Here is a 26,374-nt window from a genome sequence, read left to right as displayed (position 1 = left end):
CCTTCTGCGGCCGCTGGCTCGATAGTCCTGCCGATGTGGCAGACCTTTGTGACCTACTGGCCTCTGATCCTTGTGATCATTCCGATGCTGATGGCCGCCATCGGCATCGTCCACGCAATCATGACCAAGGAAGACGTGCGCGCCGCCACCGGCTGGGTCGGCGTGATGATCTTGTCGCCGTTCCTTGGCGCGATCATCTATGCCATTGCCGGCATCAACCGCATCCGCCGCGCCACCATCAGCGCCATGCGGCCCGTCGCCGGTGAAGCCGAGACAGCCAAACACGACCACGACATTGCGCTCGAAGCACTCATTTCAGCCGAATTCGGCCAGCGCTTTGCCGGCCTGAAGACGCTAGGCGACAGGGTGGCGCGGCGCGCACTGACGTCGGCAAACGCGATCACGATCCTCAGGACCGGCGACGAAGCTTACGCAGCAATGTGCCGGGCGATAGACAGTGCACAGCGCAGCATTCTGCTCGAGACCTACATCTTCGACAATGACGAGATCGGACGACGTTTTGTCGGATCGCTGGCCGGAGCGGTCCGGCGCGGTGTGACGGTTCGCGTGCTGATCGATGCGGTGGGCGTGCGCTATTCCGTGCCCAGCATTCTTGGGACACTCCGGGAAGCCGGCGTCACCGTCGATCTGTTCAACGGCAACATCGTCATGGGCCTGAGACTTCCCTATGCGAATTTGAGGACGCACAGGAAAATCCTGATCGTCGACGGCGCGGTGGCATTCACCGGAGGCATGAACATCCGCAAGGGGTTCTCGGCTGAGTTCGCTGGCACTGCCAGCTCGGCGGATACGCATTTCCAGGTCACGGGGCCGGTCGTGGCCGACCTGTTCGCGGTTGCCGCCGAGGACTGGCGTTTTGCCGGCAACGAGGCCCTCAAGGACGAGGTTTGGCACGTAGAAAAGCCCTCGCCGCCTCCCGGTCAGCCGATCCTGGTGCGCGCGGTGGCGTCGGGGCCGGACGCCAGCATCGAAACCAACCACAAATTGCTGACGGGGGCATTTTCCGTCGCCCGCAAATCGATCCGCATCATGTCGCCCTATTTCCTGCCGGACCGGGAATTTGTCAGCGCGCTGGTCACGGCGGCCCGGCGCGGCGTCGAGATCGACATCGTCGTGCCCGCGGTCAACAATCTCTTTCTGGTCGGCCGCGCCATGACGGCGCAATACGACCAGGTGCTGAAGCACTATTGCCGCGTCTGGCGGCATGAGGGGTCGTTCGACCATTCGAAGCTGTTGTCGGTCGATGGCGTCTGGGCCTATGTCGGCTCCTCCAACCTCGACGCCCGCTCGCTGCGGCTGAATTTCGAAATCGACCTGGAGGTGCTGGATACCGGCTTTGCCGCCGAGATCGAGGGGCGCATCGGAGCGGCAATCGCTTCCGCCAAACCCGTCACACTCGCAACCCTAAGAGCGCGGCCATTTGTCATCCGGGTTTTTGACCGGTTGTTATGGCTGGGATCGCCCTATCTTTAGAATCAGGACAGATTGAACGCAGGCCTATGGATATAAACGGACGCAGCCTTCCTGAAACCGTGCTCCTGTCGATCCGCGGCAGGAAAGCGCGCAAGGCGAACGCGACGCCGCGCAAGCACATTGAAGGGGCCCAGATGGTGGTCGCCTCCTACAACGTCCACAAATGCATCGGCACCGACCGCAGGTTCGACCCCGAACGGACCGCTCGCGTCATCCGCGAGATCGGCCCCGACGTCATCGCGCTGCAGGAGGCCGACAACCGCTTCGGCGATCGCGCCGGGCTGCTCGACCTTGCCCGGATCGAACACGAAACAGGGCTTGTGCCGGTGCCGGTTTCCGGAAGCGGCAAGGGCCATGGCTGGCGCGGCAACGTGCTTTTGTTCAAGCGCGGCACCGTGCGCGACGTCCATCAGATCAAGCTTCCGGGACTGGAGCCCCGCGGCGCGCTGGTTGCCGAGATCGACCTCGACGAAACGCGCACTCTGCGCGTCATCGCCGCGCATCTCGGCCTGTTGCGCCGCTCGCGTTCGGAGCAGGCCCGCGTCGTGCTCGACATCATGAGCAACCAGGATGAAAGGCCGACCCTGCTGCTCGGCGACCTCAACGAATGGCGGCTGGGCAACCGCTCGGCGCTCAAGACGCTGCACGCCACCTTTGGTTTCACGCCGGCGGCGGTGCCGACTTTTCCCTCAGGCCTGCCGGTGCTGGCGCTCGACCGGATCATGGCCAACCGGCACGGCATGGTCTCGTCGGTGGAAGCCCATGACACGCCGCTGTCGCGGGTTGCGTCGGATCATTTGCCGCTGACGGCGTTCGTCAGCCTGTAACTCATCCGTCCCGCAGCCAGACCAGCATCTCACCAGGTTCGCGGTTGTCCCAGGCAAAGTACGGGACAGCGGTGATTTTCGTTTCGCTCACCGCCGGCGGATCGGTGCGATAGAGCCCGGGTTCCCAGTTTTCCTGCGCTTCCTTGCTGGCAAGTGCCGAAAGCGTGACGATGCCGCCGAGCAGGTTCGGCTCGGCATGCGCCTCGATTTTTGCCGTTCGCGGCAGAGCGATCCGATGCAACTGGCCGGCATTGTCGGTCTCCTCGACGCAATAGATCAGCGGACCGCGCGCAAGTGCGACGCGGCCGATGTCCTGACGCACCTCCGGATTGGCGAACAGACGGGCGATCGACATTTCGAGATCGAGTTCGACCCGGTCGCCCTGGCGCCACTCGCGCCGGATCGCGGCATAGCCGTCGCTGGTGATGTCATCCAGATCGACCGCGGCGCCGTTGACCTTGAGCGCCGCCTTGCCGCACCAGGAGGGGACGCGCAGGTGCAAGGTGAACTCGACCGGCGCTTCGGCTTCGATCCGGATCGAGACCGCGCCATCCCAGGGATAATTGCTGGTCTGAATCAGACTGACCGCCCGGTTCGATATGTCGAAGCGCGCGGTGCTGTCGCCGTAGAGATGAACGGCCAGCGCGTCGTCCGACAGGCTGTAGAAATAGCTGCCGATGGAGGCGACCATGCGGCCGATATTGGGCGGGCAACAGGGGCAGCGATGCCATTTCCAGCGATTGTGCCTGCCCCGGCTCTCCAACGGGTTCTCGTAGAAGAACAGCGAGCCGTCGAGCGACAGGCCGGAGATCGAGCCGTTGTAGAGTGCCCGCTCCATCATGTCGGCGTAGCGGGCGTTGGGACCCATGCCGAGCATGCGGCTGGCCCAGAACACGAGGCCGACCGAGGCACAGGTCTCGGCATAGGCGGTTTCGTTGGGCAGGTCGTAGTCGCTGGTAAAACCCTCATTGTGCGCCGATGGCCCGAGGCCGCCGGTGACATAGAGGTTCTTGGTGGTGAGATCGTTCCACAGACGGTCGAGCGCTACCCTGAGCGTGTCGTCGCCATATTCGGTGGCGATGTCGGCCATGCCGGAATAGAGGTACATCGCCCTGACCGCATGGCCGACGACCTTGTCCTGCTCGCGCACCGGCTTGTGCGACTGGTTGTACTCATAAGTCTTGAAATGATAGGCCTTTGGGTCGGCGCCGCGCGCACGCGCCTCCTCGTCGAAATAATGCGGCTGTTGCCCGCGCTGGTCGATGAAATACCTGGCCAGGTCCATGTATTTCTGCTCGCCGGTCGCCCGCGCCAGCTTGACCAGCGCCAGCTCGATCTCCTCATGGCCGCAATAGCCCTTCTTCTTGCCCGGCTCCGGGCCGAAGGTGTCGGCGATATGGTCGACATAGCGGCACATGATATCCAGCAGCTTGCGCTTGCCGGTGGCCTGGTAGTAGGCGACCGCGCCTTCGATCAGATGGCCGGCGCAATAGAGCTCGTGGCAATCGCGCAGATTGGTCCAGCGCTTGCCGGGCTGGATGCGCTGGTACCAGCTGGAGAGATAACCGTCTTCCTGCTGCAGTCTGCCGTAGAGGTCGATGACGGCATCGATCTTCGTCTCGAGCGCCGCGTTCTTGCGCCGGTAGAGCGAATAGGCCGCTGTCTCGATGGTCTTGCCCCAATCGGAGTCCCAGAACATCTGCGTCGTCACCGTCGAGCCGGTGAAGCCGGGGCTGGCAGCCTCGTCGGGCGACGGCGAATGAAACGGAATGACGACGCCCGGCGAGGGCCGGTCCGGGTCGATCTGCTCCAGCATGCGCGCCTCGACGCAGCGCTCGTAGAGGATGTCGGCGGTGCGCGACGCCACGGCATCGACACGGTCGCCCCAGAAGCCGCGGACATCGACCTGCGGCACCGGCAGTGGGCGGAAGGCGAGTTTGCCGGGCTTGGCGGATGGTTGAACGGTCATCGTGTCACTCCGTTGGATAGAGGTCATTTCACGGCGGCTCATTTCACCGCGCCGGCCATCAGGCCGCGGATGTAGAAGCGCTGCAGCAACAGGAAGAGCACCAGGCACGGCACCATCATCACGGTGACGCCCGCCTGCACCGCGCCCCAGTCGATGGCGCCGAAGCGGCCCGACTGAAGCGCCGTCATCATGATCGGCAGCGTGAATTTGGACTGGTCGGTCATCAGCACGAGTGCGGCCAGGAATTCGTTCCAGGCGCCGAGGAAGGCGAACAGCGCGATGGTGACGATGCCCGGCCAGACCAGCGGCAGCATCACCTTGAGCAGCATGGTGACGTTGTTGGCGCCGTCCATGCGCGCGGCCTCCTCGATCTCGCGCGGCACCGCGTCGAAGGCGTTGCGCATCATGAAGATCGAGAACGGCAATTGCAGCGTGACGTAGACCAGGACAAGCCCGGTCAGCGTGTTGTGCAGGCCGACCTTGGTCAGCACCAGGAAGATCGGCGTCAGGATCGACTGGAACGGGATCATGATCGTCGAAAGGATCACGATGAAGAGCACATCCTTCATGGGAAAGCGGAAGCGCGAAAACCCGTAGCCGGCCAGCACGCTGACGATGACCGACAGGATCACCGTCATCGAGGCGACATAGAGGCTGTTTTGCGCCGGCAGCCAGAGGCCGTCGCCAAAGGTGTCGAGCGTGCGATAGTTCTCGACCGAGAAGCCGGTCGTCGGCCACGGCGGCAGCGGCGGCTGGCGCGCCTCCTGCGCCGGCTTGAAGGTCGACAGCACGGCCCAGACGATCGGCGCGATGAACAGCACTGAGGCGATCATGCCGGTCGAATGCTCGGCGATCCTGAGCCAGAGGCGGCTGCTGCGGCTTCTTGCCTGCGCCATCAGTCGATGCCCTCCGGCTTGCGCAGCAGCCACAGCTGAACCAGGCTGAGCGCCACCAGGATGGCCAGCAGGATCATCGACAAAGCTGCGCCATAGCCGAGCTTGAACGAAACGAAGGACTGGTTGAAGATCCAGTAGACGGCGGTCAGCGTCTGGTTGCGCGGGCCGCCGCGCAGGATGATGTAGAACTGGTCGAAGGCGAGGATCGAGCCGGCGATCGACAGGATCAGCGCCAGCGCCAGCGTGCGGCGCATCAGCGGCAGGGTGATGGCGCGAAAGCGCGCGAACGGCCCTGCCCCGTCGATCATCGCGGCTTCCTGCAGATCGGTCGGGATCGACTGCAGGCCGGTCATCAGGATGATCATGGTGAAGCCCGCCACCTTCCAGACGACCATGGCGATGATCGACCAGAAGGCCGGCTGGAACGTCGCCAGGAGGTTGAACTTTTTCGCCGTCAGGCCGAAATCGTAGGCGGCCGGGCTGAACAGGCCGGAATCGACGTTGAGCAGCCACGACCACAGCAGGCTGGCCGAGGCGAAACCGACGACCGCCGGCATGAAGAAGGATGTCCGGTAAAAACCGGTCAGCCGCCTGGGCTTTTCGATGAACAGCGCCAGCGGAAAGGCGACGGCGAAGATCACGATGGTGACGATCACGGTGTAGTAGGCGGTGAAGCTCAGCGCGTTCCAAAAACGGTTGTCGCGCAGGATCGCCCGGTAATTGTCGAAGCCGATGTAAAAATGCTCGCCCATCAGCGGCCAGTTGTGCAGCGACATCCAGGCCGTCATGCCGAGCGGAATCATGAAGAACACGACCACCAGCGCCACGGCCGGCGCGACATAGAGCAGGCCGATCCACTGCCGGCGGCCGGCGCCGACCAGTTTTCTGGCGCGTGGCGGGGTGGTGGTGATGGCGGTCATTTACCCTCCCCCTTGTGGGGAGGGTCGCTGCGCAGCAGCGGGGTGGGGGTGCGGGGCCGGCCTCCCACCCGGACCTGCGGTCCGACCTCCCCGCAAGGGAGAGGTAGGGCGTCGGTGCGATGATTGAGAATGCCAGAGGTCATGCTGCTCTTCCGTTGGATCTCGTAGGGCGGTGGGACACACCTCCCCCACCCCGCTGCTTCGCAGCGACCCTCCCCACAAGGGGGAGGGTAAGGAGCGCCGGCCGCCCGTCCAGGGAGACGGACCGGGCGGCCGGATCAGGACCCGCGACGGCAAGGGCGTTGCACCGCCCTCGCCGCCGGCCAGTCCTTATTTCTGCGCCTGGTCGATGATCGACTGCATGGTCTCTTGTGCATTGGCGATGGCGCCATCGACGTCGTCGCCGAAGACGACCTCGTTGATCATCTGCGTCCACGGGCCGTTGGCCGAGTTGATCAGGTCGTTGAACACCACGGAATAGGGTGTGCGGCCCTTGGCCATGGCTTCGGCGGCGATCTGGTAGCGCGGATCGAGATCTTTCAGCGCCTCCTTGGCGATGTCGCCGCGCACCGGCAGGCTGCCGTATTTGGCCAGGATGGTCTGGCCTTCGAGCGAATAGGCGAAGTCGAGAAACTCCTTCACCACGGCGAGCTTCTTGGTGCCCTTGGTGACGACGAAATTGTCGCCGCCGGCAAACGAAGACCAGCCGCTGTCCTTGCCCGGCAGGAAGGTGACGCCATAATCGATATCCGGATACTGCGTGTTGAGCGCGCCGATGGCGAAGGCGCCGGACGGTGAAATGCCGATATTGCCGGTGGCGAAGGCGGCAAAGAAGTTGGCGCCGGTGTCGGTCTGCGCGCCGGCCGGCACCAGATCCTTCTTGACCATCGAGCGGTAGAGGTCGATGGCGCCGCGCAGCTGCGGGCTGTCCAGCGTCGCCTTCGAGCCGTCCTCGGAGAGGATGTCGCCGCCCGAGGCCCACACCAGCGGCGTGAAGGTGAAGATATTGCAGCCGCCGCAATTGCCGGAGAAATAAAAGCCCTTGATGTCGCCGCCAAGCGCATTGACCTTCTCGGCATCGGCCTCGATCTCGGCCCAGTTGGCCGGCCCCTTGTCGGGATCGAGACCCGCCTGCTTGAACAATTTCTTGTTCCAGATCAGCACCGAGGCATCGGCCGAGAACGGCAGCCCGTAAATGTGGTCCTTGTAGGTGCCGGTCTTGACATGCGCCGGCGACAGGCTGGCGAAATAAGGCAGCGATTTCGCCCAATCGGTGATGTCCTCGAGCTGGCCGGCGGCGGCAAAGGACGGCGTGTAGATCAAGTCGAGCGACAGCGCGTCGGGCGCCGTGCCGCCGGCGGCGGCGGCGCCATATTTCGGGATGATCTCGGCATTGGGAATGATGTCCAGCTTGACCTGGTTCTCATGGCCCTTGTTGAAGGCGTCGACGATGCGCGGCATGAAGTTCGAGCCGTCGGCGCGAACCCAGATGTTGGCGGTGTCGGCGGCCATTGCAGGCAAGGCAATGATGCTCGCGGCGAGCGCGAACCCGGTAATCACGGTCTTCATGGTTTTCCTCCTCATGGTTTTCTTCTCCTCCCTGTTGCGGCGCAGATCGCGCCGCGCGTTCTCCTAGCCGCCCAATGGACGGCCGCATGACTGACGCACCACCAGCCGGCACGGCAGTTTTCGAATGCCCGGCGCGGCGGGTTGGCCGCCGACGAGCGAAAGCAGTGTGAGGCCGGCCTCGCGGCCGAGCGCTGCCAGGTTCATGTCGACCGAGGACAGCGGCGGGCGGGTCGCCTCGGCCACGATCTCCCAATTGTCGAAGCCGATGACGCCGACATCATCAGGCACGCCTAAGCCGCGCTCGCGCAGCGCATCGATGACGCCGCGCGCGATCTGGTCGTTGCCGCAGAACACCGCATCGGGTTTCTCTCCCTTCTTGTTGAAGAGCGTTGGGCCGTCGAACAGCTTTCCGACGGCGTCGTGCCCCCAGGCTTCCGACCACGAGCCGAGCAAGGGCTCTGTCACCGGCAGGCCGTGCTCGGCCAGCACATCGCGAAAAGCCTGTGCCCGCTCATTCACCACGGCAAAACTGGCGGGACCGCTGACATGGGCGATGCGGCGCCGCCCGAGGCGGCAAAAATGCTCGACCGCCAGCCGCGCTCCGCCGGCATCGTCGGAGACGAAGGCGACGGCATCGGGATCGGGCTGGCTGAAGGCGTAGATCACGGGCACGCCGAGATTGGCGAGGTCGACCGGCAAATGGCGGTCGATGCGCTTGCCGCTGGCGATGATGCCGTCGATGCGCTTGTCCAGCATCGCCTCGACATGCAGCTGCGCCAGCCGCGGATCGTCCTCGACATTGCACATGAACACCGACACGCCGGCATCGACCAGCGCGTCGGAAATGCCCGACATGACGGGCAGCGAAAAGCGGCCATAGGTGTCGTTGGTCAACAGGCCGACGGTGAAGGAGCGCCGCCGCAGCAGGCTCTGCGCCAGGCTGTTGGGGCGAAAGCCGAGCCGCTGCGCCGTCTCGCGAATGCGCTGGCGCGTCTCGGCCGTCATCCGTCCCTGCCCGTTCAGCGCCTTCGAGGCCGTGGCGACACTGACGCCAGCCATCGTCGCGACTTCACGCAGGGTGACGGGGGTCTTGGCGGGTGGTGGCGTGTCGGTGGCCATGGTTCGGGTGTCAGTCCTCGGTTTTGGGAAAAGGTTTTCTCTTACTGGTCCGTTGCGTGGCGATATAGATGGGTGGCGGATGCTGCGGGATTTGGGAAAACGTTTTCTCAGGGGGAGACTAGGTTGAGAATTTGGGGATGGCAAGGGGATAGAAGGATGTGGCTGGCCGGGGCGGCCCTGCCCTGTTGATAAATACGCCGTGGCGACGCCCGGAGCGCCAATACTCTTGACGTGGTCCCCTACCTCTTCCAACTCTTGATAGACTTCGCCCGGCGAGAAGGCGGAGAATTGGCAATCACGGGTAAAGTTTGATGAAGACTATTTCCTCCCGCGACCATTACATGATTGTGGTGCTAGACGCGCTCAGGGCTCTCGGCGGACGCGCACTGTCGAACGACGTTTATGCGTGGCTACAGGAAAACGGCCATGCACGCGAAGACGACCTCAAGATTATTCAATCAGACGGTGGAACTCGCTTCCGGAAGGAGGTGCGATTTGCGCGGAAAGAACTTTACGATGCCGGTTTAGTGACGATGGAAGGATATGGCGATTGGGGCCTATCAGATGTTGGAGCTAGCACGTTCCTGACACCGGCAGGTGCTCGCGCCATTGCCGGGATGCGAAACAACTCGTCCGAAATTTCGCTTGCCCAGCCAAATTCCGGATCAGTTATCAATCCGCGTCCTACGACCGGTCCCATACCGACTGCCTGGACAGCAACAGTAAGCCGCAGGATAGACGGGGTCGCCTGGACATACGTTTCGCGCTTCGGCGAGACCAACTTGTGGAAAATTGGACAAGCCGATGACATCCGTGCCCGCATCGACGAGATCAATCGGCATCTGCCAGTTGAGATTTATCCGGAAAAGTGGGGGGCTTTTAGATCACATCCATGGTCTGACACCCGATCAGCTTACGTCATGGAGCAGGTAATTCTAAATTCTCTCGGGGCGCACCGCAGCCAAGGAGAACGAGTGATGTGCCGCGAGGACCAAATCCGCGCCGCGTGGGATCAATCGGTGCTACGATTGAGTTAAGTCGCGTCTGCGAGGCGTTCAGACCCGCAGCGTTATTCTACCATCGATTGCTCTGATCAATTGGACATGGGCGCCGTCAGGAACATCGAGCCGTCCCGTATCTTTCACCACCCATGCCCAGCGCTCATCTCTGATCACTTTCCACAGACTGGTGACTCCACTGACACCTTCCATTTGGATTTGACCATCAGGCAAACCTATATTGGTGGCAAACCGGATCATAGCATCCTGTGAAGAATATGTTCCGAAACCGAGGCTTTCCTTAATAGCAGCGAGCGACCCAGCGACCTCAAAGGCCTCGCGCCCAGTCGGACCCGCAAAACGGGTTACGACGACCAACTGGCCCTGAAGTGCCCGGATTGCGTGTTCCCAGTCAACACGCGATCGATTGGCGACGACCACCACCGCACGCGGTACGCGGCTGATGAGTGTTGCTGCGTCGCCAAGATCGATACCAAGCTCGCGCGATAGAATCATGGCACATTCGCTTTGCGGCTCGCCATACCGAAACGCTCTCACCTGGGGTAGAACGTGGCCCTCCAATGAGTGCGACACTAGTTCAACCTCTACCACAAACCAATGCGATCGATCTCGCGCAATCATAGCGAGGTCAGGCTTGCGTTGTTCTCCCTCGTAGAGGAACCGACCGCCGAAAACGACGCACTGATACTGCGGATACATGCAACCAAAGGCTCGCAGCGTGATGGCTTCGAATTCAGCCTCCCCCGGAAGATCGGGATCACACATTGTGAATATGTGATCCGGCTGACATGGCGAAACCATAACCTTTCTCATGCGTGACTCCACAAGACATTGGCGACGCCTTCAAGTTCGGCCTCTTCCGCCTTCAGTCTTTCAATTTCGGGGGTGGTAGCTACCAGCGTGTAAACTATTGCTCCATCCTTGCCTTGCGCCGGACGCAGCACCCGGCCCAACCGCTGGATGCGCTGTCGCCGCGTAGCCGTGCTCGCCGCGATGATGCCGACCTGTGTCTCTGGTACATTGAAGCCCTCGTCTAGCGCACGACAGGTCACTAGAACCGACAACTTCCCTTTTCGAAAATCGGCCAAGGTTTCAGCGCGAAGCCGCACAGGGAGGCCGGAATGATAGAGACCGGCATTTATTCCAGCAGCTACTAGGACCTCGTGGATAACGGAACAGGCTTCGACATCCTCATGAAATACAAGAATCCTCTCGCCGCGGTGGGTACTAACCAGCCGCAACGCTATCTCCACCCGCATAGGACTTAGATTGAGAACTCGCGATCGTCGCAAGTAGAGGCTGACTGCCTCTTGGGAGTCCGCTCCGTTCTGCTCGATCGTTCGCGCGATCATGCGTGTCAGCTTGCCGTAGGAAATGGCGCGATCTTCCTCGAGATCAAACACTACATTTCGTAGCGAAAAAGGGACAATCACTTCATCACGCAAAGCGTCGGCGTAGGTATATTGATAGATCACCTCTCCCAAGGATGGGATGAGACGCTCCTTCAAACCATCATCGTATGGCCTCTCGGGTGTTGCGGAAAGGCCAAGCTTAAGGTCTGCTGGAAGATCGAGCACCGCACTGAATTTTGAGCTCGCTGCCTTGTGGCACTCGTCGACGATGATCATTGCTTGGGCACCAGGCCATTTGGGCTGGAGTTTTGAGACCGTATTCAACACGCCGATATTGATTGTGCCCCGCACAACCTTTGCGCGACCGGAGATAATGTTCACGTCGTCAAGCCGAAGACCGAAAAAACTGGTGACCTCCTCCCACCACTGGTCGAGCAAAGCCACGGTCGGCACGACAATTAGCGTGGTTTCTGGTGCAGCCTCTTTTATGCAGGCCAGCGCAAATATCGTCTTGCCGCCACCCGTAACGGCACCGACGATGCCGCGGCAATGATTAGCTTGCCAGGCCCCAATCGCTTCACGTTGCCAGCGCCTCAGGCCTGAGATAGCCATAATGGCTTATCCCGCATTCGCCGCGCCCGCGACAGTAGCCTTGATATCCTCGCGTTCCAGCGTACTCGCGGCATTGCTAATCCGCAGTTCCTGAACCCGCAGAAGTGAGTCCTTCACCCGCCGCACGCTGTCAGGATTTACTGATGATTGCTGCCTGTGAACTCTGTATTCAGCGATCGCATCATAGACATATTGCCGAATGCACTCGTCGATGGCTTCAGAGGTTTCCAGAGATTCATAATAAGGATGCAGCCTGTTGATCACGATGTTGATGGAGTCAGGTTCAGCGGCCGCTACGATCGCGACATATGGATCGTGCTCACTTCGCTCTTGAAGAGCGACGCTGATGTTTATCTGGTTTCCAACCTTGAACCTAGCGAGGTAGTCCTCTTGGGTCAGGGCCAATACTTGGCGTTGATTGTTTGCTAGGATGGCCTCCAAGGGTGGCAGGACAGTGTTGTTCACCGCATCGCTCATTTCAGCGCTCGCGAACTCCTGGCCCATGTTACGCACTAGATCGCGGATTTTCTCGCGCGACCACAGCTGCGCTCGCTCGCCACGGCGGCGAGTCGCATAGGCGCGGTAGTCGCGTGTGATACCGGCTAGCTTGGTTTCCAGTTCCTCCTCTTCATCACCTTGAAAAAGAATGGCATCTTTGGTGTGAGAGACCTCGAAACCATCAAGATTCAGCACCCCGGTAAGCCGCTGCGCAACAAGGTTGTTTGCACCTTCATCATCCACACCACCGAAGATGGCACGAGGTTTCCACGCATTTGGAAAGCCTTGAATTTGGCGACCATTTTGGAACAAGGAAAAGCCGCCGAATTTGCGCCCGCCTTTGCGTAGCACGCCCACCCAGCCGGTGACTGGTTTGCCGCCCACTTCAAGGCCTTGCATTTCGAGCTTCATCGGGACGCCGTTGGCATCCGTGTCGAACGATGCTACGTCCGGCGGTGAAATTTCTTCGCCACCGTAAAGCAACTTTAGCTGCCCGGACAGGATATCATTGCGATACATCGAGCCTAGATAAGCTCTGATGTTCTCCTCCGTCCGCTTCTGAATATTTCGGTTGAGTTCTGATATCTCGATAGTGGTGAAGTGGCGGTCCGTCGAAGTCTCCTCCATCGAAAGAGGCACCTTCGCCCCGCGATGCGCAATCGCCTCGACATCTACGTCAGCTGTCCATTCCTCACCGCTGCCCCACTCACTCGTGATGACGCGCCAATGCTTGCCAATCCAGCACGCAGCGGTTTTCATCCCCATCCCATATTTGGAGCGGCCTTTGCTGTCAGATGTCGGATGAGCGACTCGAAGCCCCTCTATCAGGTCATCGCGTGTCATGCCGATAGAGTTGTCGGTAATCGTGATGCGCCGTTCGAGTTTGTTGTACACAATATCTACAACGAGGGGTGTTCCCTCCTCGCGCAAAACGTCGTCAATTATCCCTTCATAGTTCTGGCGCGATTGCGTCGAGTTATCGATAAATTCGGCCAGCGCATGCCACATCGTATAACTGAGGCGGCTATAAGCGCTGAGTGCTTGCGGGCCAATGGATAGCTCAGCTTCCAGAGATGTCGTCATTCGCCTTTTCCCCATCACGATCGGGCAGTTGCCCTTCTCGCGTCTCGATCAAAAAACGCCCTTTTGCTCCCTCAGCGTAAGGAAGGTGCGCTTCAACGCCCAGCCAAGATCGCTTGAGTTCCTCTGCAACAGCCCCCGTCGTGTTCGACCCAGCGAAAGGATCCATCACCAGATCGCCTTCATCTGTAAGTAGCTGGATAAAGAATCCAGCCAGACCGGGTTGCATCCGCGCGGGGTGTGCTTCCAGCTTATGCTCTTCGCAGTACTTGCGATAGGCGGCATCCCAGCCCGTGTTGCTGAATCGCAGAAGCGACTCTGGGATTAACCGAGTATCGACAAGATCAACTACGTTCGCGGGTATTGCACCGCCGTGGTCTGTAAGAAAACCTGTTGGGGAGATATCATGGCCCGAAGGACGCTTGCCCGAATTGTAGCTTTTTCGGGCGAGCAGGCGCTTCATATCTTTACTGTAGGGCGTCAATACTCGTCGATTGTCCGCCTTCGGCCGAGGGGATTTCGACATCCACCAAACATGGGTGTACGAGTCTTTCAGACGCCAGCGATTCACCGTCACCCAGGCTGCGGGACTGGGGAGACGTGCCGGATTGTGGCAGATAATCTGCTGGCAGAGATGGAGCCCGGCTGTTTTCTTGAAGGCGAGCAGTGCCTCCAGCGGCAGGGTAGACATGACAGGCTCGCCAAGCTCCCAGGCATTTCCAATCTCAATGACGATTGAGCCGTCCTTGGAAAGGAGCGCTGCGAGGTTTGGGGCTAACGATTTTAGCCAGTTCAAATATTCCTTGCCCGTCTCGTTGCCATATTTTTTTTGCGTCAATAAAGGAAATGGAGGGGACGTAACTATCAAATTGACTTTGCCCTTCAAGGCCTTTCCTTCCGGACTCTTCAGGAAATCCTCGATTCGGCTGTTAACCAGCTTGCCGCGATCAGTCTCATAGACCGGCGTCACCGTGCCGGTAACTTCCGACTTCCGGCGTCGCATGCTTGTTGCCATGGTCAAGCCGCATATCCATCAGGTGCGGCTCTTTCCCCGCCTATAGTGGCGAGATCCCGTTCTCTCTCGGCTACTTCCCTTGATTGCAATGTACGATTCATATTACGCCTATAGTTCTAGCTAATATTCAGGAATTGAGAAGTGTGCGGCCCGAGCGATACGGTCAGTAATCGCACGCTCCCTGTCTAAGAAGATCGGGTAACGGTCATGCCTGCCGACTAAAATCGGGGCGAAATGCCGATGCGGCATAAGCGGTCGTTGAATGTCGCATTTGACCGTCCACCTCCCGTCCCTCCCTTGGGCCATCCTTAAGGCGTGCAAAAGTTACGTCAAGCGCAATGGCGGCAGTACTGGCCATCAAATGGTCGGCAAGACGCCCCGCCCAGACACACTCCAGAAACAAAATTCAACAGTTCGGAAAAACCGGCGAAAAGATCGGGTGGCATAAGCTTCCCAGTCGGGATTCCGGGTTCTTCCTTTTTTGGAAGCCGTCCACCAACAAAATCGCGGCGGCGGCGCAGCGCCTGCTCCAGCGGCGGCATGAACAGCCGGGCGATGCCAAGGTAGAATCTGCCATTCACCAAGCTCGGCTACATGATCCAAACAGTCCTTCGGTCAGATGCGATGGCGGAGCGCGTCGATGATCACCGCCATTGCAGGGGAGAGCTGCCGCCTGCTTGGATAGTAGAGGTGATAGCCGGCAAATGGCGGGCTCCAGTCGTCAAGCACGAGCCTGAGGCGTCCCTCGGCGATGTGGTGGCTGACGAGGTTTTCCGGGACATAGGCGATCCCGAAGCCGCTTGTCGCAGCCTCGATCATGGGAAGGGACGAATTGAAGGTGAGTTGGCCTTCCACCCGCACACGAAGGTCGCGGCCATCCCTGGCGAATTCCCAGGCATACAATCCGCCGAACGTCGCCTGCCGCATATTGATGCAGTCTTGGTCGACCAGGTCCTGAGGCGCGGTCGGAACCGGATGGCGGGAAAAATAGTCCGGCGACGCCACGGCCACGAGCCTCCAATCCGGCCCGATGCGCACTGCGATCATATCCCTGTCGATGCTCTCGCCAAGCCGCACGCCTGCGTCGAAGCGCTCCTCCACAATGTTCTTCATGCCGTTGTCGCTGTAGAGCTCCACGCGCACGTCGGGATTGTCGTTGAGCAAGGGCTGGAGCTTCGGCCAGACGGTCGTCTGGAGCGCATGGTCGGACAGGGTGATGCGGACCGTTCCGGAGGGCTTGTCGCGGAAGGCCACCAGGCTTGCGAGGTCGGATTCGATTTCCTCGAAGCGGGGAACAAGAGATTGGAAAAGTCGCTCGCCGGCCTCGGTCGGAGAGACGCTCCGCGTCGTACGCGTCAGCAGGCGGACGCCAAGACGAGCTTCAAGCTCCTTGATTGTCGAACTCAGGGTCGACTGCGAGGTTCCGAGCTTTGCCGCCGCCCTGGTGAAACTGCGCTCCCGGGCGACCGCCACGAACCAGAGCAGATCCTTCATGCCATCGCGCTGCATAGGGCACCTCCCGTCGGACATTCATATCATGAGCAGATCAGTCCATGCGGATTACTTAGTCTACTTAAATGGGTTCCCCTGCAATATCTTCTGGCAGCGACTGAGATTTGCGGCTGATCCGTCCGGTCGCTTTGCCAGGATGCGAACCATGGAAACCACGTACGACACAAGGCTTGTTGAAAACCGCGCCGCATGGGGCGCGGTGTTGTCGATGGCGCTGTGTGTTTTCGTGCTCATCGCGTCGGAATTCATGCCGGTCAGCCTGCTGTCGCCGCTAGCGGCCGATCTCGGCATCACCGAGGGCCGCGCGGGACAGGCGATCTCGATTTCGGGCGCTTTCGCCGTCGTGACCAGCCTGCTGGTCGCCGGCCTCACGCGCCACATCGACCGCCGACTGGTCGTGACCGGCTTCACCCTCCTCCTCATCGTGTCCGGTCTGGCTGTTACCTTCGCGCCTAACTACGCGTTGTTCATGGTCGGCCGGGCGCTGCTCGGCATCGCGATCGGCGGGTTCTGGTCGATGTCGACCGCGATCGTCATGCGCCTCGTGCCGCAAGACATGGTTCCGAAGGGTCTCGCCATGCTGAACGCCGGCAATGCCATTGCGGCCACCATCGCCGCGCCGCTGGGCAGTTTTCTTGGCGCCTATGTCGGCTGGCGCGGCGCTTTCTTCCTCGTCGTGCCGTTTGGGCTCCTGGCGCTGGCCTGGCAGTGGACAAGCCTGCCGGCGCTGCCGCCGCGCCGGCGGAAGCGTGCCGGCAATCCGCTGACGCTGTTCGGCCGTCTTCCCGTCGCCACCGGCATGGCGTCGATCATGATGCTGTTCATGGGCCAGTTCGCGCTCTTCACCTATCTGCGGCCCTTCCTCGAGAACGTCACGCGGCTCGACATCGCCGCCCTCTCGGCGGTCCTGCTGGCGATGGGGCTGGCCGGGGTGCTCGGAACATGGTGCGTCGGCCGGCTTTTGCGCACGCGTCTGTTCAGCATCCTCACCGTCATCCCGCTGGTCATGGCTGCGCTGGCCGCCGCGCTCATCGCCTTCGGTGCACTCCCGGGTCCCACAGCGCTGCTGCTTGTTGCCTGGGGCTTCTTCGGCATGGCCGCGCCGGTCGGTTGGGGCACGTGGCTCAGCCGAACATTGCCGAACGACGCGGAGGCCGGCGGCGGGTTGCAGGTAGCCGTCATCCAGCTCGCCATCACCGGCGGCGCCGCGATCGGCGGCACGCTCTTCGATACGGTCGGCTGGTGGGGACCGTTCACTCTGGGCGCGCTGCTGCTCTGCGGATCGGCGCTCGCCGCCCTTGCCGCAGCGCATATGGCCCGGAGGTCTCTGCCATGACAATCGAACGTGCGCCGCTCAGCCGCCGGACATTGCTCGGCGTCGCGCTCGCGGTGGCGGCCCTGCCTCGCACAGCCGCCGGCCAGGAAAGCCAATCTCCCGTCAGCCAGGAGCCCACCGACATGAAGATCAGGATGGTTTTCAACGGCCGCACCATGACCGCCACGCTCTACGACAATCCGTCGGCGCGCGACTTCTTCTCCATGCTGCCGCTCGACCTCGAGATCGAGGACTACGCCCATAACGAGAAGATCGCCTATCTGCCGCGCAAGCTGACCGAGGAGGGAAGCGGTCCGTTCGCCGACGAGCAGCCCTATTACCTGTGCTATTTCATGCCCTGGGGCAACCTGGCCATGTTCTACGCCGACTACCGCCATCCCGGGCTGATCAGGCTTGGCCGCTTCGACGAGGGCGAGCAGGCCCTGCACATTCGCGGCAAATTCCCGCTTCGCATCGAACGCATTTGAGGACGCAAAGGAGATCACCATGGACATTCTTCGCGCCGGCACCAGGCCTTCCGGCAAGGGACCACCTGACTGGTTCACCGGAACGGTGCGGATCGATCCGCTGTTCAATCCCTTCGACGCCGAGCGGGTTCAAGGCGCACAGGTGACCTTCGAGCCCGGCGCCCGCACGGCCTGGCACACGCATCCGCTCGGCCAGACGCTGATCGTCGTCTCCGGCCTGGGCCGCGTGCAGCGCCAGGGTGGCCCGGTCGAGGAAATCCGTCCGGGCGACGTCGTCTGGTTCGCGCCCGGCGAAAAGCACTGGCACGGCGCGTCGCCTCAGACCGCCATGACCCACATCGCCCTCCAGGAGGTCAAGGACGGCAAGGTCGTGGACTGGCTGGAACATGTCAGCGACGCCGACTACGGCGCCTGATCTTCTCCCCTGGAAAGGAACCAACATGCTTGCAACCGTTCTTCACAAACCGGGCGACATACGCTGCGAGGAAATCGCCGATCCGAAAATCATGCGGCCGACGGACGCCATCATCAAGCTGTCGGCAAGCTGCATCTGCGGCTCGGACCTGTGGCCCTATCGCGGGCTGCAGCCGGTCGCCGGGCCGATGCATATGGGCCACGAATATTGCGGCATCGTCGTCGAGGTCGGCGCAGAGGTGCGCACGGTCCGCCCCGGCCAGTTCGTCGTCGGGTCATTCTGCCTCTCGGACAACACCTGCCCGCATTGCCGCTTCGGCTTCCAGTCGTCTTGCGTGCAGCGCGAGTTCATGTCGGGCGCGCAGGCGCCTTACGCTCGCGTACCCTTGGCCGATGGCACACTGGTCGCCACCGCCGAGGTGCCGCCGGCCGACCTCATCCCTGACCTGCTGGCTGTGTCCGATGTGCTCGGCACCGGCTGGTATGCGGCCGACGCAGCCGAGGTCCGCGAAGGATCGACGGTGGTCGTGGTCGGCGATGGTGCGGTCGGCCTGATGGGCGTGCTTGCGGCCAAGGAGATGGGCGCCGAGCGCATCATCGCCATGAGCCGGCACGCCAGCCGCCAAAAGCTCGCCCGCGAGTTCGGCGCCACCGAAATCGTCGCCGAGCGCGGCGAGGAAGGCGTGGCCCGCATCAAGGAACTCACCAAGGGCGTCGGCGCGGACTCCGTGCTGGAATGCGTCGGCACGGGAGAATCCTTCGACCAGGCGCTGGCCTGCTCCCGCCCAGGCGGCACCATCGGCTATGTCGGCGTGCCGCATGGCGTGAACTTCGACGGCCAAAAACTATTCTTCGGCCAGAAACGCATGCTGGGCGGCCCGGCGCCGGTGCGCCGCTTCCTGCCCGACCTGATGGACCGTGTGCTGCAAGGTCGGATCAAGCCCGGCAAGGTCTTCGACCTCAAGCTGCCGTTGGCCGAGGTCGCTGAAGGCTATCGCGCCATGGACGAGCGTCGCGCCATCAAGGTCATGCTTTCGGTGTGAGCAAAGATCGGGCGGACGGCCTGTGCGCTCCCACAACTCAGAAAAGGAACAACGACATATGACTATGAGATTGAAGATTGCCGCCCTTGCGCTTGCGCTTTCGGTCGCCACGCCGGCTTTCTCGCAAGAGTCCGCGATCATCGGCGCATGGCGCATGATTTCGCTCGAGGCCGGCGCCGAGGGAAACCTCAAGCCCGTGTCCTATTCCGGCCAGGTCATCTTCACCGGGGCCGGCACCCTCGCTGTGCAGGCGCAGAACCCCGACCCCAAGGCGCCGGACACGCCTTACACGGCGAATGGCTACGAAGCCTATTACGGGCCGGTCGCCATCAACGACCAGGACAAGACCTTCGTCATCACCATCGAGTCCTCCCTGGTCCGTAACCTTGTCGGCAAGAGCATGAAACGCAAATTCGAGGTCTCGGACAACAAACTGGTCCTCACGCCGGACAACCCGGCCGAAGGCTGGCGCGTAACCTACGAACGCTACTGATCCGAACAGTTGGGTTACCGATGGCCAAAATGGCGCGGATGTCAGACCGAAATGGCGTCATGGCGGAGCTGGTACCGATCATGGCGGCCGTCTTCGCCGGCTTCCTGCTGATCGGCCTGGCGCTACCCGTCCTGCCGCTGCATCTTCACCAGCAGCTTGGCTTCGGCCCCTTCGCAGTGGGACTGGTGACGGGCAGCCAGTTCGTCGCCTCGATGCTGTCGCGCATCGGGGCTGGCAACTATGCAGATGGGCGCGGGGGCAAGCGGGCCGTCGTCCTCGGCCTCATTGCCGCTGCCCTGGCCGGGTCATTTTACCTCGGCTCACTGGCATTGCTCGACCGGCCGGTAGCGTCCGCATCGGCGCTGTTCGCCGGACGGGCGGTACTGGGCGCGTCCGAGAGCTTCATCATCACCGGCGGCGTCGCGTGGGGCCTCTCCGTTGCGGGCGGACAGAACTCCGGAAAAGTCATAGCCTGGGTGGGCACGGCGATGTTTGCGGCGCTCGCGCTGGGGGCGCCAGTCGGATCTGCGCTTTATGCAGCGAGCGGTTTCACCGCGATCGCGCTCGCGACGATCCTCCTGCCGCTGGCGACGCTGCTTGCCATCCTGCCGATGCGCGGCACCGGCGCCGCCGCGGGCAGCGTGCCGCAGTCATGGAGGAGCGTGGCGAAAGCGGTCTGGCTTCCTGGCGTCGGAGCTGCTTTCAGCAGCCTCGGCTATGGTGCTATTCTGGGCTTCGGCGCCCTGCTCTTCGCCGAGCGGGGCTGGCAGCCGGTATGGCTTCCTTTCACGGCCTATGCTGCGTCTCTGATTGTGGCAAGGCTGTGCTTCGGCCACCTGCCCGACAGGCTTGGAGGCGCACGCGTCGCCGTGATCTTCGTCGCGGTCGAGGCGGCAGGGCTGATGCTGATCTGGCTTGCGACCGGGCCTGTTGTCGCCGCAATCGGAGCGGGTCTGACTGGCCTCGGCTACTCGCTGGTCTATCCCGGCCTCGGCGCCGAGGCCGTAAGCCATCTTCCGTCGCGCAGCCGCGGCCTGGCCATGGGACTCTACACCGTCTTCCTCGACGTGGCGCTCGGCTTCGGCAGTCCGGCGCTCGGCCTGGTCGCCGCGTCGACGGGGCTGCAATTCGTCTTCTTCGCCGTCGCGGCGGCGACGCTTCCGGCGTTGGGCATCGCTCTGCTGCTGGGTCGCCGTAGCGCTCCATTATAGACAGCTCGCCGACGCCGTCCGCATGAGGTTCGCTCATAGTCTCTTTCCGGGTCGCCACTGAGGCTGAACCCCTGCCCCGCAAGGGTCAACGAGGCCCGGCAAATCCCCGCCCAGACACACTCCAGAAACAAAATTCAACAGTTCGGAAAAACCGGCGAAAAGATCGGGTGGCATAAGCTTCCCCGTCGGGATTCCGGGCACTTCCTTTTTGGAAGCCCTCCACCAACAAAATCGCAGCGGCGGCGCAGTGCCTGCTCCAGCGGCGGCATGAACAGCCGGGCAATGCCCGGCGAGGACGAGAAAGTATGGACATGGACTACGATATCGCCGAACTGGACAGCGACGCGGCAACACCGATCGGCGGCCTGCCAGGCATCGATGCGCTGGCACGGATCGCTCGCGGCCCGGCAAGGAACGGCCAGGTCCTGACGGGCGCCGACTTTGCCCGGCAGCCGGGTGAGCGGCTCGATACGGTGTTCGAGCAGCTCGCCGTAACGTTTGCCGCACTGCCGGCGGTGATCTCCGAAGGGCGCGTGTGGACCTATCAGGAGCTGAACAGCCGCGCCAACCAGTTCGCCCGCATGCTGATCAAGCACGGCGTGCGGCCGGGCCACCGGGTCGGGCTCATTCTCGACCGGTCGGCGGAGACCTATGTCGCCTTGCTGGCGGTGATGAAGGCGGGCGCTGCCTTCGTGCCGCTGGCCACCGCTTTTCCGCAGGAGCGGATGGCGCTCATCATCGAAGACGCCAGCGTCAGCATGATCATCACCATCGCCGCCTATGCGTCGCGCGCCGGTCAACTGCCCGTTCCGCATGTGCTGATCGACAGCGCCGCCGCCGAGATTTCCGCGCAGTCGCCCGCGCCGCTGAAGCCGCAGGCGGCCGACGACATTTGCTACATCCTCTATACCTCGGGCACCACTGGCAAGCCCAAGGGCGTGGTCATCACGCACCAGAGCTTCGTCAATTTCATACACGTCGCGGCCGCCTCCTACGGCTACCGGCCGGGCGACCGGGTGTATCAGGGCATGACCATTGCCTTCGACTTTTCCTCCGAAGAGATCTGGGTGCCGTTCGTCGCCGGCGCGACGGTGGTGCCGGCACCTGGCCAGATGCCGCTGGTGGGCGAGGAACTGGCGGATTTCCTGCGCCTCCATGACATCACCTGCATGGCCTGCAGCCCGACATTGTTGTCATCGATGACATCGGACGTTCCCAGCCTGCGCACGCTTCTGGTGGGCGGCGAGGCCTGCCCGCACAATCTGGTGGTGCGCTGGTCGAAGCCGGGCCGGCAGATCCTCAATACCTACGGGCCGACCGAGGCGACCGTCACCGCGTCGATGGGGGCGCTGACGCCGGACAGTCCCGTCACGATCGGCGCGCCGTTGCCGACTTACTCCATCGTCATTCTCGACGCTTCGCTGCCGCAACTTGCCGAGCCCGGTGAACTGGGCGAGATCGGCATTGCCGGCATCGGGCTCGCCGTCGGTTATCTGAACCGGCCGGACCTGACCGACCAGAAATTCATCGCCGATTTCGTCGGCCTGCCGAACAACCCGTCGCAGCGCATCTACCGCACCGGCGACCTCGGCCGGATCAACGATAGCGGCGAGATCGAGTATGCCGGGCGCATCGACACGCAGGTGAAGATTCGCGGATATCGCATCGAGCTCGGCGAGATCGAGGCGGTGCTGCTCGACCAGCCCGAGATCGCGCAGGCCGCCGTCACCACCTGGGAGATCGAGCCCGGCCGCGTCGAACTGGTTGCCTATTACGCGCTTAAAACCGGCGTAGCGGCGATTTCCCGAGGGGATCTCGCCCAGACGATGAAGCGGCGGCTGCCGGACTATATGGTGCCCGCCTATCTGGAGGAGCTGCCCGCCATCCCGATGACCGTCTCCAACAAGGTAGACCTGCGCCAACTGCCGAAGCCGACGAGCGTCCGGCTTTCGGCCGATCGCACAATGGTGCCGCCCGGCAATGAGGACGAGCGATTCCTGGCGGAAGCGCTGGCCACGGTGCTGAAATTCGACGCGGTGTCGGTCGAGGATCACTTCTTCGACGATCTCGGCGCCAACTCCTTGCTGATGGCGCATTTCTGCGCGCGCGTGCGCACCAGGAAGGAATGGGCGACGTCGTCGATGCGCGACATCTATCTCTATCCCACAGTGGCGCGCCTGGCGCTGCATCTGGGGGTAGCGGAGGAGATGACGACGGCAACCAACGAGCCGGTCCTCACCCGCCGGGCCTCGAATTTCGCCTACTGGACCTGCGGCGCGGCGCAGCTTTCGTTCTACGGCCTCTACAGCTACGTGGCGCTCTGGGCGATCAATGACGGCCTCAACTGGATGTATGACGCGCTCGACGATCCGCTGCAGCTCTATATCCGGTGCGTGGCGCTTTCGGCGGCCGTGTTCTTCGGCATGTCGGGCTTTGCCGTCCTTGCGAAATGGGTGCTCATCGGCCGGTGGAAGGCCGAGGCGTTTCCGATCTGGGGCGTGCGCTACTTCCGCTTCTGGGTGGTCAAGACATTGATCCGCACCGCGCCCGTCGTGCTGTTCCGCGGCAGCCCGCTCTACAGCCTCTATCTGCAGCTGCTCGGCACCAAGCTCGGGAAAAACGCCGTCATCGAATCGAAATCCGTGCCCGTCTGCACGGATCTTATTTCCATCGGCGCCAACACCATCCTGCGCAAGGAATCGATGATCCTCGGCTTCAGGGCCCAGTCCGGTTATATCCACACCGGGCCGCTGACCATCGGCCGCGATGCCTTCGTCGGCGTCGGCTCCACGCTCGACATCGACACCAGGATCGGCAACGGCGCCCAGCTCGGCCATTCGTCCTCGCTGCATCGCGGGCAAAGCATTCCCGACGGCGAGCACTGGCATGGATCGCCGGCGGTGCCGACCACGGCGGACTATTGCAAGGTGCGCAATGTCAATCCTTACCAGGTCCGGCGCTTCCTCTATGAAGCGCTGCAGCTGATCGGCCTGTTTGGCCTCGTCACCCCGCTGCCGCTCCTGTTCCACAGCTACTGGGAATATGTCGGCGACGACTATCAGGAGACGATCGGCCTTGTCGCAATCGGCACCACGGTCACGCTTTTCGGCTATATCGCGGCGGCTTTCCTGGCAGCGACGCTGGTGCCGCGCCTGACCAGCCTCATCTTGAAGCCGGGCCGCACCTACACGCTTTACGGTTTCCGCTACTGGCTGCAGACCGTCGCCGAATTCGCCAGCAATTCCCGCGTGCTCGGGCTCCTGGCCGGCGACAGCTCGGCCATCGTGCACTACATGCGCGCCATCGGCTGGAACCTCAACAGAGTGGTGCAGACCGGCTCCAATTTCGGCTCCAACCAGCAGCACGAAAATCCGCTTCTGTGCGAGATCGGCACCGAGACCATGGTCTCGGACGGGCTGTTCATGATCAACATGCACAAATCCGCCTCGGCCTTCAGGCTCGAGCCGACGCGCATCGGCGAACGCAACTATCTCGGCAACAACATCTATTATCCCCCGGACGGCCGCACCGGCGACAACGTGCTGCTCGGCACCAAGGTGATGATCCCCATCGACGGGCCGGTGCGCCACAATGTCGGCCTTCTCGGTTCGCCCGCGTTTGAAATCCCGCGCATGGTGAACCGCGACAAGGAGCTTATCGCCGGCGTCGACGAGGCCGACCGGCGCCGGCGCATCCCGCACAAGAACCGCCACAACCTGGTGACCATTCTTCTGTTCCTGGCAACGCAATGGGTCATGCTGTTCGTCACGCTGGCGATCTGGGACCGGGCGCTGAACTACTATACGGAATGGGCGGAGGTCGCCCTGTTCGCCGCTGTGCTTTTGACCTCGGCGATCACCATTCCGTTCTACATTCTGGTCGAGCGGGCAAGCCTTGGCTTTGGCCGGCTGAAGCCGCAGATGACGACGATCTACGACGTCGCCTTCTGGCGCCACGAACGCCACTGGAAGCTGGCGGATTCGCCCATCGTGCGCCTGTTCGCCGGCACGCCGTTCCGGCCGATGATCCTGCGCCTGCTGGGCGTCAAGGTCGGCAGGCGGGTCTATGACGGCGGCAGCAATTTGACCGAGCGTTCGCTGGTCGAGATCGGCGACGACGTCACGCTCAACGAGGGCTGCGTGATCCAGGCCCATTCGCTGGAAGAAGGCGCGTTCAAGTCCGATTTCATCCGCATCGGCGATGGTTGCACGCTCGGACCTTCCGCCTTTGTCCACTACGGCGTGGTGATGGGCAAAGGCTCGATGGTCGACGCGGACTCCTTCGTGATGAAGGGCGAAGAGCTGGAGCCCAACTCGATCTGGCGGGGCAACCCGGCCAAGCTGCATCGCTTCGTCACGCCGGTGCCGGAGGATAGCGTCAAGGCAACGGCTTGATGAGCGCAGACATCCGCCTCGTTTCGGTGACTGCGGCCAACCGGGCCCTGGTCGCGGCTCTGGAACTGGCCGCGGATCAGATGGATTTTGTCGCCAGCAATGCGGAGTCGCTGGACGAAGCCGAAACCGACGGGGACGCACGGCCGCGCGTCGTCATGGCAGGGGATCGCGTCGTCGGTTTCCTGATGTATGAGGCGCCGCAGGACGACGACGAGGCGCGGATCTACCGCTTCATGATCGATCGCGTTCATCAGGGCCAAGGCTTCGGCAAGGCCGCTTTGCGCGAAGTGCTGGATGAAATCATGGGGCTCGGCCACATCAGCCACGTTTCGATCTGCTACGAACCTGGGAATGAAGCGGCACGCCGCCTCTATCGCGCTGCCGGTTTCGTCGAAGAGGGACTGGACGAGGACGGGGAAATGATCGCCGAACTCGCTCTGCCGGGCGGCCAGCCATGACACGGTCGCTCGATGCCGGCGCCAGCCTGTCGGCGCATCTGCTGGCGGCGATGGCCGCCATGACGCCGGCCGGCGTTCGGATCGGATGCCGCACGATCCGCGAAGGCGATGAGAACCATTTGCTGCCGCAGGAAGCACGCTCCATCCCGTCACGCCTGCCGCTGATCCGGCGGGCGAGTGGCGCGGCGCGGTGGATCGCGCACGAGCTGCTGGCGGATATGGGCTTGAACGACGTCGCTATCCTCCGCGGCTCCTCCGGCGCACCGGTATGGCCTCATGGAGTAACGGGGTCGCTGGCTCACGACGACGAGATAGCCGTGGCGGCCGTCGCGCCGCTCTCCCACGTCGCCTCGCTCGGCATCGATATCGAGCCCGCTTTGCCCCTGCCCGACGACATCTTCGCGCTGGTTGCAGTCCCCGCTGACCGGATCGACGCAACCGACCCGTATCTTGCCGGTCGCATCCTTTTTGCCGCCAAGGAAGCTGTCTACAAGGCCGCCTACCCGCTTGATGGCGAAGTGCTGGGCTATGAGGACATCACCGTCGATCTCGACGCAAGCGACGCTGTGACGAAGACGGGCCGCAGAGCGAGACTGGTTTACTGCGTTGCTCCGTGCGTGGTCGTTCTGGCGTTCGTCGATGGTGCCCGAAGCGCACCCCTTTAAGCGCGAATGGA

23 protein-coding genes are annotated in these 26,374 nt (G+C 62.4%); 12 read left to right on the top strand and 11 right to left on the bottom strand.

All coding sequences use genetic code 11. The features are described from left to right. Positions 1–33 precede the first annotated feature (33 nt). The gene (locus NKI10_RS14160) at positions 34–1,494 is read left to right on the top strand and encodes a phospholipase D-like domain-containing protein (RefSeq protein WP_023805031.1); all 1,461 of its coding nucleotides are present in this window, start codon (positions 34–36) and stop codon (positions 1,492–1,494) included. Positions 1,495–1,520: 26 nt separating this feature from the next. Continuing rightward, positions 1,521–2,321, top strand: a complete 801-nt coding sequence (locus NKI10_RS14155) for an endonuclease/exonuclease/phosphatase family protein (protein ID WP_023671569.1) — start codon at positions 1,521–1,523, stop codon at positions 2,319–2,321. A 1-nt stretch (position 2,322) separates the two neighbouring features. Here NKI10_RS14155 and NKI10_RS14150 read toward each other — a convergent pair whose 3' ends face one another. The 5 genes from NKI10_RS14150 to NKI10_RS14130 form a co-directional block, all read right to left on the bottom strand. Next, complete coding sequence (locus tag NKI10_RS14150) at positions 2,323–4,290, bottom strand: glycoside hydrolase family 127 protein (protein WP_352860525.1); 1,968 nt, start codon at positions 4,288–4,290, stop codon at positions 2,323–2,325. Positions 4,291–4,328: 38 nt separating this feature from the next. Further along, positions 4,329–5,186, bottom strand: coding sequence for a carbohydrate ABC transporter permease (locus NKI10_RS14145; protein WP_023705753.1), 858 nt, complete (start codon positions 5,184–5,186; stop codon positions 4,329–4,331). Then, on the bottom strand, positions 5,186–6,106 hold the full coding sequence (locus tag NKI10_RS14140; RefSeq protein ID WP_352860523.1) for a carbohydrate ABC transporter permease: 921 nt from the start codon (positions 6,104–6,106) through the stop codon (positions 5,186–5,188). Before NKI10_RS14140 ends, NKI10_RS14145 begins: the two co-directional genes overlap by 1 nt. A gap of 330 nt (positions 6,107–6,436) precedes the next feature. Next, positions 6,437–7,675 (bottom strand): ABC transporter substrate-binding protein, encoded by a 1,239-nt coding sequence (locus NKI10_RS14135; RefSeq protein ID WP_023824528.1) that lies wholly within the window; start codon positions 7,673–7,675, stop codon positions 6,437–6,439. A 63-nt stretch (positions 7,676–7,738) separates the two neighbouring features. Further along, positions 7,739–8,794: a LacI family DNA-binding transcriptional regulator gene (locus NKI10_RS14130; protein ID WP_352860521.1), complete on the bottom strand. Its 1,056-nt coding sequence runs from the start codon at positions 8,792–8,794 to the stop codon at positions 7,739–7,741. A 311-nt stretch (positions 8,795–9,105) separates the two neighbouring features. Here NKI10_RS14130 and NKI10_RS14125 point away from each other — a divergent pair, with 311 nt between their 5' ends. Beyond that, entirely contained in the window at positions 9,106–9,831 is a 726-nt protein-coding gene (locus tag NKI10_RS14125) for a winged helix-turn-helix domain-containing protein (protein ID WP_352860519.1), read from the top strand. 18 nt (positions 9,832–9,849) lie between these two features. Here NKI10_RS14125 and NKI10_RS14120 read toward each other — a convergent pair whose 3' ends face one another. The 6 genes from NKI10_RS14120 to NKI10_RS14095 all read right to left on the bottom strand — a co-directional run bounded on the left by NKI10_RS14120 (position 9,850) and on the right by NKI10_RS14095 (position 15,879). Continuing rightward, on the bottom strand, positions 9,850–10,626 hold the full coding sequence (locus tag NKI10_RS14120) for a hypothetical protein (RefSeq protein ID WP_352860517.1): 777 nt from the start codon (positions 10,624–10,626) through the stop codon (positions 9,850–9,852). Further along, on the bottom strand, positions 10,623–11,777 hold the full coding sequence (locus NKI10_RS14115; RefSeq protein WP_352860515.1) for a DEAD/DEAH box helicase: 1,155 nt from the start codon (positions 11,775–11,777) through the stop codon (positions 10,623–10,625). Before NKI10_RS14115 ends, NKI10_RS14120 begins: the two co-directional genes overlap by 4 nt. A gap of 6 nt (positions 11,778–11,783) precedes the next feature. Further along, the gene (locus NKI10_RS14110) at positions 11,784–13,358 is read right to left on the bottom strand and encodes an ATP-binding protein (RefSeq protein WP_352860513.1); all 1,575 of its coding nucleotides are present in this window, start codon (positions 13,356–13,358) and stop codon (positions 11,784–11,786) included. Beyond that, entirely contained in the window at positions 13,336–14,370 is a 1,035-nt protein-coding gene (locus NKI10_RS14105; RefSeq protein WP_352860586.1) for a DNA-methyltransferase, read from the bottom strand. Before NKI10_RS14105 ends, NKI10_RS14110 begins: the two co-directional genes overlap by 23 nt. 329 nt (positions 14,371–14,699) lie before the next feature. Beyond that, complete coding sequence (locus NKI10_RS14100; protein WP_352860511.1) at positions 14,700–14,951, bottom strand: hypothetical protein; 252 nt, start codon at positions 14,949–14,951, stop codon at positions 14,700–14,702. 34 nt (positions 14,952–14,985) lie between these two features. Beyond that, positions 14,986–15,879: a LysR family transcriptional regulator gene (locus tag NKI10_RS14095; protein WP_352860509.1), complete on the bottom strand. Its 894-nt coding sequence runs from the start codon at positions 15,877–15,879 to the stop codon at positions 14,986–14,988. A gap of 148 nt (positions 15,880–16,027) precedes the next feature. Between NKI10_RS14095 and NKI10_RS14090 the strand changes: the two genes are divergently transcribed. The 9 genes from NKI10_RS14090 (at position 16,028) to NKI10_RS14050 (ending at position 26,363) form a co-directional block, all read left to right on the top strand. After that, positions 16,028–17,218, top strand: coding sequence for an MFS transporter (locus NKI10_RS14090; protein WP_352860507.1), 1,191 nt, complete (start codon positions 16,028–16,030; stop codon positions 17,216–17,218). Then, the gene (locus NKI10_RS14085; RefSeq protein ID WP_352860505.1) at positions 17,215–17,685 is read left to right on the top strand and encodes a cyclophilin-like fold protein; all 471 of its coding nucleotides are present in this window, start codon (positions 17,215–17,217) and stop codon (positions 17,683–17,685) included. The genes NKI10_RS14090 and NKI10_RS14085 overlap by 4 nt, the downstream gene beginning before the upstream one ends. Positions 17,686–17,704: 19 nt before the next feature. Then, positions 17,705–18,100, top strand: coding sequence for a (R)-mandelonitrile lyase (locus NKI10_RS14080; protein ID WP_352860503.1), 396 nt, complete (start codon positions 17,705–17,707; stop codon positions 18,098–18,100). 25 nt (positions 18,101–18,125) lie between these two features. Beyond that, positions 18,126–19,142: a zinc-dependent alcohol dehydrogenase family protein gene (locus NKI10_RS14075; protein WP_352860501.1), complete on the top strand. Its 1,017-nt coding sequence runs from the start codon at positions 18,126–18,128 to the stop codon at positions 19,140–19,142. 58 nt (positions 19,143–19,200) lie between these two features. Then, a complete protein-coding gene (locus NKI10_RS14070) occupies positions 19,201–19,635 on the top strand; it encodes a lipocalin-like domain-containing protein (protein ID WP_352860499.1) in 435 nt (144 codons plus the stop codon). Between the two features lie 20 nt (positions 19,636–19,655). After that, positions 19,656–20,846 (top strand): arabinose transporter, encoded by a 1,191-nt coding sequence (locus tag NKI10_RS14065; RefSeq protein ID WP_352860497.1) that lies wholly within the window; start codon positions 19,656–19,658, stop codon positions 20,844–20,846. A 305-nt stretch (positions 20,847–21,151) separates the two neighbouring features. Further along, positions 21,152–25,240, top strand: coding sequence for a Pls/PosA family non-ribosomal peptide synthetase (locus NKI10_RS14060; RefSeq protein WP_352860495.1), 4,089 nt, complete (start codon positions 21,152–21,154; stop codon positions 25,238–25,240). Continuing rightward, positions 25,240–25,698 (top strand): GNAT family N-acetyltransferase, encoded by a 459-nt coding sequence (locus NKI10_RS14055; protein ID WP_352669868.1) that lies wholly within the window; start codon positions 25,240–25,242, stop codon positions 25,696–25,698. Before NKI10_RS14060 ends, NKI10_RS14055 begins: the two co-directional genes overlap by 1 nt. Continuing rightward, positions 25,695–26,363: a 4'-phosphopantetheinyl transferase family protein gene (locus tag NKI10_RS14050; protein ID WP_352860492.1), complete on the top strand. Its 669-nt coding sequence runs from the start codon at positions 25,695–25,697 to the stop codon at positions 26,361–26,363. The genes NKI10_RS14055 and NKI10_RS14050 overlap by 4 nt, the downstream gene beginning before the upstream one ends. Positions 26,364–26,374: the final 11 nt, after the last annotated feature.

This window comes from Mesorhizobium sp. M0802, assembly GCF_040320115.1.
Lineage (GTDB): Bacteria > Pseudomonadota > Alphaproteobacteria > Rhizobiales > Rhizobiaceae > Mesorhizobium.
The sequence above is the reverse complement of the archived record's forward strand: the minus strand, read 5'-3'. Positions and strand labels throughout refer to the sequence as shown.

Coding starts and splice junctions, on each gene's coding strand:
- NKI10_RS14160 (WP_023805031.1), top strand. CDS start 34: ATGTGGCAGACCTTTGTGACCTACTGGCCTCTGATCCTTGTGATCATT.
- NKI10_RS14155 (WP_023671569.1), top strand. CDS start 1,521: ATGGATATAAACGGACGCAGCCTTCCTGAAACCGTGCTCCTGTCGATC.
- NKI10_RS14150 (WP_352860525.1), bottom strand. CDS start 4,290: ATGACCGTTCAACCATCCGCCAAGCCCGGCAAACTCGCCTTCCGCCCA.
- NKI10_RS14145 (WP_023705753.1), bottom strand. CDS start 5,186: ATGGCGCAGGCAAGAAGCCGCAGCAGCCGCCTCTGGCTCAGGATCGCC.
- NKI10_RS14140 (WP_352860523.1), bottom strand. CDS start 6,106: ATGACCGCCATCACCACCACCCCGCCACGCGCCAGAAAACTGGTCGGC.
- NKI10_RS14135 (WP_023824528.1), bottom strand. CDS start 7,675: ATGAAGACCGTGATTACCGGGTTCGCGCTCGCCGCGAGCATCATTGCC.
- NKI10_RS14130 (WP_352860521.1), bottom strand. CDS start 8,794: ATGGCCACCGACACGCCACCACCCGCCAAGACCCCCGTCACCCTGCGT.
- NKI10_RS14125 (WP_352860519.1), top strand. CDS start 9,106: ATGAAGACTATTTCCTCCCGCGACCATTACATGATTGTGGTGCTAGAC.
- NKI10_RS14120 (WP_352860517.1), bottom strand. CDS start 10,626: ATGAGAAAGGTTATGGTTTCGCCATGTCAGCCGGATCACATATTCACA.
- NKI10_RS14115 (WP_352860515.1), bottom strand. CDS start 11,777: ATGGCTATCTCAGGCCTGAGGCGCTGGCAACGTGAAGCGATTGGGGCC.
- NKI10_RS14110 (WP_352860513.1), bottom strand. CDS start 13,358: ATGACGACATCTCTGGAAGCTGAGCTATCCATTGGCCCGCAAGCACTC.
- NKI10_RS14105 (WP_352860586.1), bottom strand. CDS start 14,370: ATGGCAACAAGCATGCGACGCCGGAAGTCGGAAGTTACCGGCACGGTG.
- NKI10_RS14095 (WP_352860509.1), bottom strand. CDS start 15,879: ATGCAGCGCGATGGCATGAAGGATCTGCTCTGGTTCGTGGCGGTCGCC.
- NKI10_RS14090 (WP_352860507.1), top strand. CDS start 16,028: ATGGAAACCACGTACGACACAAGGCTTGTTGAAAACCGCGCCGCATGG.
- NKI10_RS14085 (WP_352860505.1), top strand. CDS start 17,215: ATGACAATCGAACGTGCGCCGCTCAGCCGCCGGACATTGCTCGGCGTC.
- NKI10_RS14080 (WP_352860503.1), top strand. CDS start 17,705: ATGGACATTCTTCGCGCCGGCACCAGGCCTTCCGGCAAGGGACCACCT.
- NKI10_RS14075 (WP_352860501.1), top strand. CDS start 18,126: ATGCTTGCAACCGTTCTTCACAAACCGGGCGACATACGCTGCGAGGAA.
- NKI10_RS14070 (WP_352860499.1), top strand. CDS start 19,201: ATGACTATGAGATTGAAGATTGCCGCCCTTGCGCTTGCGCTTTCGGTC.
- NKI10_RS14065 (WP_352860497.1), top strand. CDS start 19,656: ATGGCCAAAATGGCGCGGATGTCAGACCGAAATGGCGTCATGGCGGAG.
- NKI10_RS14060 (WP_352860495.1), top strand. CDS start 21,152: ATGGACATGGACTACGATATCGCCGAACTGGACAGCGACGCGGCAACA.
- NKI10_RS14055 (WP_352669868.1), top strand. CDS start 25,240: ATGAGCGCAGACATCCGCCTCGTTTCGGTGACTGCGGCCAACCGGGCC.
- NKI10_RS14050 (WP_352860492.1), top strand. CDS start 25,695: ATGACACGGTCGCTCGATGCCGGCGCCAGCCTGTCGGCGCATCTGCTG.